Source organism: Paenarthrobacter sp. NPDC018779 (assembly GCF_044391085.1).
In the GTDB taxonomy this organism is placed as follows: Bacteria; Actinomycetota; Actinomycetes; order Actinomycetales; family Micrococcaceae; genus Arthrobacter.
The window spans coordinates 16,740-27,405 of the sequence record NZ_JBIRZS010000033.1 but is presented as its reverse complement, the minus strand read 5'-3'; the positions used below and the strand labels follow the sequence as shown (position 1 = coordinate 27,405).

Here is a 10,666-nt window from a genome sequence, read left to right as displayed (position 1 = left end):
AAGGCCAGAGCCCGCCAGAGCCCTGGCGAGCCACCCCGCATACTTTCCCGCCCCCCCGGCGCGCCAGCGGCGCTCACCCGCTGGGTCGCACTTGGGGTCGTTCCCAGCGCTGGGAACGACCCGAACTGCGACCCAGTTGGGGGACCAAACAGCCTGTTCAAGCCCCACGACCGGCGCAACAATAAGGTATGGCTGCGGAAAATTTCAGCGGGCGCATTCCTTTGGTGGTCGGCGTTTTACCGGACCAGCATGTGGAGGTCCTGCAGACCGCCCGGACCCTCGCCGAACAACTCGGGGTGCCGTTGGTGTGCGCGTACGTGGACGAGGCCAGCTACCTCGTGGAGTGGGATCCCTCCCGCGAGACCCATCGGATGTCCCTGCATCCGGACAAGGACGACGAGGATGTGGCAGCCGTCCGTGGCGACCTGGGAAAGGCCATCGCCGATGCCATGGACGGTGGTTCGGCCGATTGGACGCTGCGGCTGTTGGCGGGCGATCCTGCCCGGGCCCTTGGGCGGCTCGCCGAGGACATTAAGGCGTCCATGATCATTGTCGGCACGCCGGAACCTGGCCTGGGGCACCGGATTTCCGAGGCATTGAACGGTTCAGTGGCGGCCTGGTTGAGCCATCACCAACGGCGTCCGGTGCTGATTGTGCCGCAGAAAAAACGCCCGGAAACCGCTTCGAAAAACTAAAGCGAAAGTACTTATTCGACACGGTGGCAATGGCGGCCAACGCGTCGTAGAGTATTTACTGCAGGTGAGCGAAAGCCCCTGCCTCAAAGGCTGCTCCGGAGTGCGTATCCCCCAATAACGCACTCCGGAGCTTTTGTTTAAAATCACCCGCCTCCCGCATTCTGCGCTGGCCTGTGCCGCTACGACCTTCTTTGAAGCCACGACGGCCCCGACACGCCTATGGACAGGCATGTCGGGGCCGTTTGGCAGTCAAAGTGGGTGGTGGCGGCACGCGCCGCAGCAAAAAAGGTACGACGGCGGGAACCCGCCTCGGGCGCGGCAGCCTCCCCACCTGGCAAAAAGGTACGACGGCGCCACTCACCTCAGGCGCGGCAGCGTCACCTCACGAATGTGTACAGCAGGGCCGCCATCCCGAATCCCACCAAGGACAGGACGGTCTCGAGCACGGTCCACGTCTTCAGGGTGTCCTTGACGGACATGTTGAAGTACTTGGAGATGATCCAGAAACCGCCGTCATTGACGTGGCTGGCAATGATCGAGCCGGAGGAAATGGCCACCACGATCAAAGCCAACTGTGGCTGGGAGTACCCGGATGCCAGGCTCGGGGCGAGGATACCACCCGTGGTCACGATCGCCACGGTGGCCGAACCCTGGGCGATGCGCATGCCTGCACTGATCACGAACGCGGAGAGGATGATCGGCAGGCCGGCCTGGGACAGCGAGTCAGCCACGGCCTTGCCAACACCAGTCGCTGAGAGGACTGCGCCGAAGAACGCACCCGCACCGACGACCAGCAGGATCATGCCCACGGGACGCAGCGAGGAGCCGGTGATTTCGCTGAGCTCGGCTGCGGTCATGCCACGGCGGATACCCAGGAGCCACATGGCCAACAGCACCGCGACGGTCAGCGCAATGGCCGGGTTGCCGAAGAACTGGAGGGCGTCGCGGAACGGACCGGCGGGAGCGAAGATGTTGCCGAAGGTGCCACCGAGGATGAGGATCATCGGCAGGCCAATCGCGAGCAGCACAATGCCGATCGAGGGCTCGTGACCCTTGGCTTCCTCGGCCTCGGCAACAATCCGGTCCTCGGGAACGTTGACCATGACGCGCTTGCCGATCCACGTGCCCCACAAGATGCCGGAGGCGAACCAAGCAGGGATGCCGCAGATGAGGCCCATGAGGATGATCCAGCCGAGGTCCACGTGGAACAAACCGGCCGCTGCGACGGGGCCCGGGTGCGGAGGCAGGAAGGCGTGGGTCACGGACAGGCCTGCGAGCAAGGGAAGCGCGTACAGGGCCAGTGACTTGCCACCACGGATCGCCGCTACGTACACCAGCGGCGCCAGCACGAAGATGCCGATATCGAAGAACACCGGGATACCCAGCACAAAGCCGGTGATACCCATGGCCAGCGGCGTACCCTTCTCGCCGAAGATCTTCACCAGCCTGCTCAGCAGCACTTCGGCGCCGCCGGACCGTTCCAGGATCGCGCCGAGCACGGTACCAAGGCCGATGATCACGGTGATGTGGCCAAGGATGCCGGCGAAGCCCTTCTCAATGAGGGCGTCGCTGCTCTTGGTGGCCGATCCCACCAGGGCTTCCACCGAGATCCCGCCCACCAGGGCCACCAGCACACCCGTTCCCACCAGGGCGATGAACGGTTCGAGCTTGACCTTGATGATCAGGAACAGCAGGAGCGCGATGCCGGCGCCTGCCAGGAGGAGCAGGCCGACGGTATCGTGCCGCAGCCAGTCGAGGAATTCATTCATGGACGTTACTTTCTAGGTGGGTCCTACTTGAGGGTGCCGGTGAAGGCGGCGGCACGTGCCGCGATGTCTGCCCAGTCGCCGGCAGCAACGGCTGCGGGCGGGACCACGCTGATGCCGCAGCAGACTGCGGCAGCACCGGCGTCGAGGTAGCTCTTGGCGTTGGAGGCGTCGATGCCTCCGGAAGGAAGCAGCCGGATGCCCGGGTAGGGCCCCTGCAGATCCTTCAGGTACGCCGGGCCGAGCTGCCGGGCGGGGAAAATCTTGACGGCAGCGGAGCCGAGGTCCAGGGCCTGCGCCACTTCCGTGGGGGTCATGGCGCCGAGGCTGAACGGGATTCCCGCCGCCGCGGCAACCGCGGCGACCTCGGGCCGGAGTCCGGGGGTCACCAGGAACTGCGCCCCGGCGTCGATCGCTGCGCGGGCCTGGTCGCCGGTCATGACCGTGCCGATTCCGACGGCGGCGCCGTGGTCCGCTGCCGTTTCCGCCGCGCGCTGGACGTGCTTGAGCGCATCCGGCGTGGTGAAGGTCAGTTCGACACTCCGGATGCCGCCCTGGGCCAGTGCCCGGCACAGGTCCGCGGCGTCCGTGATGGAGGGTGCCCGGACCACCGCGAGGGTGCGGTCGACTTCGAGCTGCTGGACGAATTCTTCGGGGGTCATTGGCTTCTTTCCTGGTTGGGCGCGTCTTCCCTTGTGAGGCCGTTAGCCTGCCTGCGGAGGGCGCGGCCGGCGCGCGCGCCGGTGGGTTTGCCGCCGTCGATCGCTGCTGTGCCGTTGACGAACACGAACTCGATGCCTCTGGCGGCTTGGCGGGGATTCTCGAACGTGGCGGTATCGCGGATGGTTTCCGGATCGAAAAGTACGACGTCGGCGGCGAACCCTTCGCGGACCAGTCCCCTGTTGTGGAGCTTGAGTCGTGCGGCGGGCCGGCCACTGAGGTGATGGACAGTCTCTTCGAGGCTGAGCAATCCGAGGTCCCGGGAGTAGTGGCCGAGGTAGCGGGGGAACGTACCCCACGCGCGCGGGTGCGGCTTGGCCCCGACCAACAATCCGTCGCTGCCACCGGTGTGCGTGCGGTGCTTCATGATGGCCTGCACATTTTCCTCGTGGCCCACGTGCTGCAGGATGCCGGTGCCCAGGCGGTCCTCGGTGAGGATCCGGGCGAACACGTCGAACGGTTCTTCCCCGGTCTCCGCGGCGATGTCCTTGATGGTCTTGCCCACATGGCCTGCCAGCGCAGGGTTCTGGACACCGCTGATCTCCAGGGTGTCCCACTCTGCGACCACGCCGTGGCAGCCGTCGGAACCGTAGATCTCCACGGCTTCGCGGATGCGTGCCCTTGTTTCGGGGTCGGCCAGGCGGTCCAGGGTGGCCTCCGTTCCGCCGGACGACGCCCAGCTCGGCAGGATCGCACTCAGTGTGGTGGCACCGGGGAGGTAGGGGTAGGTGTCCAGGGTGATGTCCACGCCTTGCTCCAGCGCCTCATCGATGAGGTCCAGGAGTTCCCCGGCACGGCCCTTGTTTTCGGCGAAGTTCATGGTGGCGTGGGACAAGTGCAGGGCGCATCCCGTCTCACGGCTGAGCCCGATCATCTCTGCGTAGGCATCGAGTGCGCCCTTCCCGTAGGAACGGTGGTGCGGAGCGTAGAAGCCGCCCAATTCGCCAACAACGCGGCACAGTCCAGCGAGTTCCTCGGTCTGCGCGTACATGCCCGGCGTGTAGGTCAGCCCGGAACTCATGCCCACGGCGCCTTCCTCCACCGCCGTACGGATGACGTCCTGCATTTCCTGCTGCTGCTCCGGCGTCGGGTCTCCCTCGGCGAAGCCCATCACCATCGCGCGGACGGTTCCCTGCGGGACGAGGTAGGCGGCGTTGGTGGCAATGCGTCCGGCATCATCCACAGTGTCCAGGCGGTCCAGGTACTCCCCCACGGTCCGCCAATTCCAGTCGAAGTCCGAAGGGTTGTCGTTCCAACCCGCGATCTTCTCCCGGACACCGGCCAGCGTGGCGTCGTCCACCGGGGCGTAGGAGAGCCCGTCCTGGCCGAGCAATTCCGTGGTGACGCCCTGGCTGAGCTTGGCGTAGTGGTCTTTGTTAACCAACAACTGCAGGTCCGAGTGGGCGTGCATGTCAATGAACCCCGGGCTCAGGACCAGGCCCATGGCGTCGATGACTCGGTCCGCGCCCGTGCCCGCGGAGGTGAGGCTGCCGGCGTCGGCGATCTCGGCGATCACCGGACCGTCCAAGAGGACGTCCGCCGGGCGGCGGTCCGCTCCGGTTCCGTCCACCAAGGTGGCGTTGCTGATGAGGGTCTTCATGGTTGGTCCTAGAAGAAGGTATGGATGAGGTCGACGACGGATTGGTCACCTGCGTTTCCGGCCTCGCCGGGCTCGCTGCTAGCCAGCACGGGGATGATGGTCCACTTGTCGAAGGCGGTGCACGGGTGGGACAGGCCCAGCCGGACGACGTCTCCGGGGCGGACCGTGGTGGTTTCGGGATCGAAGGTCATGAAGGAATGCTGGTCATTCACGGACGTGATCTCCGCGCCGACCAGGGGTTCCATGGGTCCGCCGAGCACCGGGCCGATGAACTGCGGCTCGGGAAGGCCCTCGTCGAAGGGGAGGTCGCGCTTGCCGGCGTCGAGGATGGCCAGGCCCGGTTCCGGCTGGGAAACGACCCGCGCCCAGCCATGCATTCCGGCCTTGAAGGGTGCGTCACCTTCGCGGGAAAACGGCGAGATACCGCGGTAGAAGCCGTCGTCGTGGATGATGTAGGCGCCGCTGCGAATCATGAGGTCCACTGACGGACCCCCGGTTTCGGCCCCTGTGCTGATCACCGGGGCAAGAACTGTGACCACGTCATCGAAGTAAGCGCTGCCGCCTGCCGTGATGATCACTGACCCCGAGCCGTACAACCCGGCGGCGAGCAGTTCCTCGTGAAGCAGCCGCATGTCGGCGAGGTAGCCGCGGACGGCCGCCAGCCCGGCGTCGTCCGCTGTGTGCGCGAGCGAGCCCTCATAGCCGCTGACGCCCACCAAGCGGAGGTGCTCCGACGCGGCCACTGCCCGGGCGACGTCCATCGCGGCGCCAACACCGCGGGCACCCGTGCGGCCGCCGTGGGCACCGAGCTCCACCAGGACCTCCAGCACTGAGTCTGTGCCGGCGAGGGTGCTTTCGATCAGTTCGACGGTCCCGACCGAGTCCACCCAGGACACGATGGTGGAGTCCTGGTCCGCGACCCACTGGATCGCGTGCGGGTCGGTGAGGCTGTTGGCAAGCTGCAGATTCTGCACCCCGAACTCGCGGGCCACGCGGAGTTGGGCAAAGTTGGCCAGCGTGATCCCCCATGCTCCGCGGCTGAGCTGTTTGTCCCAGAGCTGCGGGGACATGGTGGTCTTGCCGTGAGGTGCCAGCAGGACGCCGCGCTCCGCACACCAGGCCGCAAGCCGGTCCGCATTGGCTTCGAGGGCGCGGGCGTCGAGCGTGAGCAACGGGGTCTGGAAATCGGCCAGCGTGTGCTTGTCGGCGAGGAACTCCGCGTGCGTGGTCCCGTTGGCCGTTGCGGGCACGGCTTTGTGCCGCCAATCGAGCTGGCGGTTGGCCAAGGCTGCCACGGCGGAGGCCGAGATTGCTTCGGGAGTGTTCACGCGTTGATTCCCTTCGCGGTGCTGCGTCTTTGGGGCGGCGGGGTTATGTGTTCGCTGCTGCTGCGATTTCGCTTGCGTTGCGTATTTTGCAACGCTGGTTGCAAAGCTGCTGGTGATATGTCTAACATGGTGGCGGATTGAGAGTCAAGGCCGCGGCATCGATCCGCAGGGGCCCTCAAACCCCCGCGGATCGACGTGTCCCGCGGCGAAAACAACGCGGAAAACGCACTGATCGGGTACGGGAGTTACATGCTGTCTGCTGTTTGTATTGGCGAGACCATGGCCATGCTGACCCCTGCCCAGGCGGTCCCCCTGCACTTGGCCACGGACCTCCACTGCGGAATCGGTGGCGCGGAGTCCAACGTCGCCATGGGCTTCGCAGCCATGGGCCTGGACACGCACTGGGTGAGCCGGGTGGGCCACGACGGCTTCGGCACGCGAATCCTCAACGAACTTCGGGACCACGGGGTAGGCGTCACGGGCGTCGAAGTCGACTCCGCACGGCCCACCGGCGTGTACGTGAAGGTCCCCGCCCAGGAGTCAGACCCCGACGGCGGCAGCTCAGTCCTGTACTACCGGCAAGGTTCCGCAGCCTCGGCCATGGGACGATCCTTCCTGGAGAACTCCGCCGTGGCCTCGCTGCTGGAAAACGCCTCGCTCATCCACCTGAGCGGCATCACGGCGGCACTCTCCCCGGAATGCTTGTCGCTGCTGGAGGCCCTGCTGACGGCACCTCGCAACGGCAAGACCATCAGCTTCGACGTCAACTGGCGGGCTCCCCTTTGGGCTGGACAAGACCGCGGCGTCCTGCAGCGGCTGGCGAACCTGGCCGACGTCGTGCTTGTTGGGAAAGACGAAGCCGAACCGGCCTTCGGCACCAATGACGAAGCCGCACTCCGCCGCCTCCTGCCGGACCCGAAGGTGCTCGTCATCAAAAACGAGGCCATTAGCGCCATCTCGCTCGACCGCAGTGGCACCCGCGAGGAAGTGCCCGCGCTGTCCGTGTCCGTCGTCGAGCCTGTTGGCGCCGGTGACTCGTTCGCAGCCGGTTACCTCAGCGGCCTTCTCTACGGGCTCGGCCAAAAGGAAAGCCTCCGTCGCGGCCACGTAGCCGCCGCCTGCACCCTGACCGTGCACGGTGACCGCGGGCCCTTGCCGCCCGCGGAGCAGCTCTCGGCAATCCTCGATTCTTCGGGTCAGGACTGGGCTGCTATCCATGTTGAAGAGGGACAATTCAACACCAGAACCGGAGCGTGACACTTTGAGCCAGAGCCTGATGCGGGCGATCGACCTGCTTGGCGAACTCGCCGCGAAACCAGCAACACTGGACGAGCTCTCGTCCAAGGCCTCCGTGCACAAAACCACGGTGATGCGGCTCCTGCACGCCCTCGAGGAGAAACGCCTGGTGGTCCGCGACGACGACCAGAAGTTCATGCTCGGCTCAAAGCTCTTTGAACTCTCGTCCCTTGCCCTGGAGCAGCGGGACATCCGCAAGGTGGCCCACCCCCACCTGGCGGATTTGAATGGCCGCACGGGGCACACCGTGCACCTCGCGGCGTTCGAAGGGAACGAGGTGGTGTACATCGACAAGTTCGAATCGCACCACCCCGTCCGCATGTACTCGCGCATCGGCCTCACTGCATCGCTGCACTCGGCCGCTGTGTCCAAGGTCCTCCTCGCGGACATGCCGCGCAGCCGGCAGGAAAAGATCGCCGCGGGGTTGGATTACGTCAAAGTCACCGAAAACACCCTGACCTCCCCCTCCGCCCTCCTGGCGGAGCTGGAACTGGTCAAGGAACAAGGCTGGGCCCACGACAACGCCGAGCACGAGGCCTTCGTGCACTGCATCGCGGCCCCCATCCGCGACGCCAGCGGTGCCGTGGTTGCCGCAGCCTCTTGTTCGGTACCGGTAGTAATGCTCAGCTATGAAGGATTGCTTGAGCTGCTGCCCGACCTCAAAGCCAGCACCGAGGCCATCTCCAACGACCTCGGCTGGATCAGCCACGAAAGGAACTCAGCATGAGTGAAAAGACCGTAGTACTCACCGAAAACGCCCCCGCCCCGGCACACGTGTTCTCCCAGGGAATCAAGAAGGGCGGCATGTTCCAGGTCTCCGGCCAGGGCCCCATGGACCCCGCCACCAACCAGTACATCGGCGACGGCGACGTCCGCGTGCAGACCCGACGCACCCTGGAGAACGTCAAGGCCATCCTCGAAGCCGGCGGATCCTCCGTTGAAGACGTCATCATGTTCCGCGTGTACCTCACCACCCGCGACGACTTCGCCGCCATGAACGAGGTCTACGGCGAGTTCATCCGCGAAAACGTCCCCAGCGGCCTGCTCCCGAGCCGCACCACGGTGTTCGTCGACCTCCCACACGAGGTCATGCTGGTGGAAATCGACGCCCTCGCCGTCACCGCCTGACCCTCTCTCACCGAACACCCCCTTCCGCAGGATCCTCTCTCACCTGCCGAAAAGGCGGCCGACGGCGGCACTCGACTTGGGTGCCCCCGTCGGGGGTTCAATGGGTGGCTGGCTGAGGGCGGTGAGCCGCCACGACCCACATTGAACGCCAGCCCGGCCAACACACCGCACCTTCCACGATCTCGCGTGCACACGGCGTCAATGTCGGTGGTGGAGGCCCGGCCGACGGCGGCACCCGACTTCAGAGTCGGTGGTGAAGGCCCACGCGACGGCGGCACTCGACTTGGGTGCCGCCGTCGGGGGTTCAATGGGTGGCTGGCTGAGGGCGGTGAGCCGCCACGACCCACATTGAACGCCAGCCCGGCCAACACACCGCACCTTCCCACGAACTCGCGTGCACACGGCGTCAATGTCGGTGGTGGAGGCCCGGCCGACGGCGGCACTCGACTTGGGTGCCGCCGTCGGGGGTTCAAGGGGCGGTTGGCTGAGGGCCGTGCGCCGCCACGACCCACTTCGAAAGCCAACCCGACCAACACGCCGCATTTTTCCCGCGAACTCGCGTGCACACGGCGTCAAAGTCAGTGGTGGCGGTACACCCAAACGCGGAGCGGAGGCTAGGGCGTGTCTCCTAAAGATGACACGCCCTAGCGGGGCTGCGATGTTTTCATGGGAAGAGCTGGGACGGCGGGCACCCGCTGGCGCTTCGCAAAGATCCGCGCACGCTGGCTGGACAAGGCCAGCAGCACCAGGATGTCTGTGGCCAGGCCCGCAAGTCCGGCCTCGAGGGTGATGCTGGTGGTCCCCGTGGAAGCGTCGATCGCCTGGACCAGGATGGAGACCGAGCTCAAACCCATGGCGATCACCCGTGCCCCATTACTCCCCAGGAAGATCCGCCACGCGAGGAACACCTCCCCCAGCCCGAACACCAACACAACTATCCCCACGATGGTGACTGCCGCCGTCGTGGTTTCCGGGTCGGCCGGGGCGTCACCAAGGGTGAGATCGGCGAAAACGTCGGACGAAGTAAAAAGGGTGACGGCGAGCGCGAGTGCCGCCAGTGCCCTGACCACCACCAGGACAGCGCCCATGGTGGTGGGTGCCGGACGGCGGTCGCGGCTGTCAGTCTGCCTGGGCACGTCGCTTTCGGGGATGGAGACAGGGCGGGCGTCGACGACGGGCAGGTCGCCGTCCGTAGAAATGGAATCGCCGCCGCCATTGCGCGAGTGGTAGCCCGTGGAGAAGTCCTTGATGACGTGAACGCGGACGGAGGGTTCGCCCTCTGAGACGGTCCGGACAATGTGATCGCGTTCCACGTCGGTGTTCTGCTCGATCTTGTGCGTGATCTGGAGCGTGAAGAGGGAGAATCCCACGCTGCGGTCATAGGTTCCGGCAGCCAACCAGTCCACCTTGTGCCCGCCCGGCAGCATCCAGCCGTCGGGGCATCGCCAAAAGCGGACGTGATGCCGTTTGCCCGGGTTGTTGTCCACTTCCTGCTGGTACGCGAAGTCCTGTTGCCGGTCGAAGAGATACAGGGGGCTGACCGGCGCTTGCTCATAGCTCTGCCGCAGGATGGTGGAACTGATGATCCGGCGGCTGCTGGCGAACGTGACGTCGTCCGCGATGGTCCAGCCCGCGCGGCGCATGATGGCGTGGACCTGGCGTTCCGTACCGAGCAGCGCCACGTTCACGGGATCCCCCAGCAGGCCATCACTGGTTCGGGCACGGCCAATGAAATAGCCGGGCACGTAGATGGTGGTCAGGATCCGGTGCAGGCGTGGCAGGAGCAGGTAGGCCAGGAACGCCCAGAAGACGAGCCAGGACCAGAGCTGGCCCCAGCCGAGTTGGAAGCTTTCGCCCACCAGGAGGAAAGCGAGCCACACCGCCCCGATACCGCCGAGGACGAAGAACCCGCGGTCCAGCCACGTGTCTGTGGCCTCCTTGCTCGGCGCCTTATACATGAGAGCTCCCCCGGTTGCGTTCCTTAAGCTTCGCGGTTGCGGCGAGGGTTGTACATGGCGATCACTGCAGCAGCCAATCGAGTGGGCGCGGTCTCAGCTGGCGCGAGGATCGCTATGTGGATAACCCGTCCAGGGTTCGAGTTCGCGCCCGCACCATCAACGGCTGGCTACATGG

Annotated in this window: 9 protein-coding genes; 4 read left to right on the top strand and 5 right to left on the bottom strand. The window is 65.7% G+C overall.

What is annotated here, in order from left to right; translation table 11 throughout:
- Nucleotides 1–188 precede the first annotated feature (188 nt).
- Nucleotides 189–695 (top strand): universal stress protein, encoded by a 507-nt coding sequence (locus ACH488_RS20855; protein ID WP_397326492.1) that lies wholly within the window; start codon nt 189–191, stop codon nt 693–695.
- A gap of 377 nt (nt 696–1,072) precedes the next feature.
- Here the strand turns inward: ACH488_RS20855 and ACH488_RS20850 are convergent, their stop codons facing one another.
- The 4 genes from ACH488_RS20850 to ACH488_RS20835 are packed head-to-tail and all read right to left on the bottom strand — an operon-like array spanning nt 1,073 to nt 6,109.
- On the bottom strand, nt 1,073–2,464 hold the full coding sequence (locus tag ACH488_RS20850; protein WP_397326491.1) for a GntP family permease: 1,392 nt from the start codon (nt 2,462–2,464) through the stop codon (nt 1,073–1,075).
- A gap of 23 nt (nt 2,465–2,487) precedes the next feature.
- Nucleotides 2,488–3,123, bottom strand: a complete 636-nt coding sequence (locus ACH488_RS20845; protein ID WP_397326490.1) for a bifunctional 4-hydroxy-2-oxoglutarate aldolase/2-dehydro-3-deoxy-phosphogluconate aldolase — start codon at nt 3,121–3,123, stop codon at nt 2,488–2,490.
- Nucleotides 3,120–4,781 (bottom strand): amidohydrolase family protein, encoded by a 1,662-nt coding sequence (locus ACH488_RS20840; protein ID WP_397326489.1) that lies wholly within the window; start codon nt 4,779–4,781, stop codon nt 3,120–3,122. Before ACH488_RS20840 ends, ACH488_RS20845 begins: the two co-directional genes overlap by 4 nt.
- A gap of 8 nt (nt 4,782–4,789) precedes the next feature.
- A complete protein-coding gene (locus ACH488_RS20835) occupies nt 4,790–6,109 on the bottom strand; it encodes an alanine racemase (RefSeq protein WP_397326488.1) in 1,320 nt (439 codons plus the stop codon).
- 195 nt (nt 6,110–6,304) lie between these two features.
- Between ACH488_RS20835 and ACH488_RS20830 the strand changes: the two genes are divergently transcribed.
- The 3 genes from ACH488_RS20830 to ACH488_RS20820 are packed head-to-tail and all read left to right on the top strand — an operon-like array spanning nt 6,305 to nt 8,533.
- A complete protein-coding gene (locus ACH488_RS20830) occupies nt 6,305–7,366 on the top strand; it encodes a sugar kinase (protein ID WP_397326487.1) in 1,062 nt (353 codons plus the stop codon).
- Entirely contained in the window at nt 7,326–8,132 is an 807-nt protein-coding gene (locus ACH488_RS20825; RefSeq protein WP_397326485.1) for an IclR family transcriptional regulator, read from the top strand. Before ACH488_RS20830 ends, ACH488_RS20825 begins: the two co-directional genes overlap by 41 nt.
- On the top strand, nt 8,129–8,533 hold the full coding sequence (locus ACH488_RS20820; RefSeq protein ID WP_397326484.1) for a RidA family protein: 405 nt from the start codon (nt 8,129–8,131) through the stop codon (nt 8,531–8,533). The genes ACH488_RS20825 and ACH488_RS20820 overlap by 4 nt, the downstream gene beginning before the upstream one ends.
- A 644-nt stretch (nt 8,534–9,177) precedes the next feature.
- On the opposite strand, the gene ACH488_RS20815 is transcribed toward ACH488_RS20820, so the two are convergent.
- Nucleotides 9,178–10,491, bottom strand: coding sequence for an LssY C-terminal domain-containing protein (locus ACH488_RS20815; RefSeq protein ID WP_397326483.1), 1,314 nt, complete (start codon nt 10,489–10,491; stop codon nt 9,178–9,180).
- Nucleotides 10,492–10,666: the final 175 nt, after the last annotated feature.

Bases quoted from the DNA above. Each gene is read 5' to 3' on its own strand.
- ACH488_RS20815 (WP_397326483.1), bottom strand. From the start codon at position 10,491: ATGTATAAGGCGCCGAGCAAGGAGGCCACAGACACGTGGCTGGACCGC.
- ACH488_RS20850 (WP_397326491.1), bottom strand. From the start codon at position 2,464: ATGAATGAATTCCTCGACTGGCTGCGGCACGATACCGTCGGCCTGCTC.
- ACH488_RS20845 (WP_397326490.1), bottom strand. From the start codon at position 3,123: ATGACCCCCGAAGAATTCGTCCAGCAGCTCGAAGTCGACCGCACCCTC.
- ACH488_RS20855 (WP_397326492.1), top strand. From the start codon at position 189: ATGGCTGCGGAAAATTTCAGCGGGCGCATTCCTTTGGTGGTCGGCGTT.
- ACH488_RS20840 (WP_397326489.1), bottom strand. From the start codon at position 4,781: ATGAAGACCCTCATCAGCAACGCCACCTTGGTGGACGGAACCGGAGCG.
- ACH488_RS20825 (WP_397326485.1), top strand. From the start codon at position 7,326: ATGTTGAAGAGGGACAATTCAACACCAGAACCGGAGCGTGACACTTTG.
- ACH488_RS20820 (WP_397326484.1), top strand. From the start codon at position 8,129: ATGAGTGAAAAGACCGTAGTACTCACCGAAAACGCCCCCGCCCCGGCA.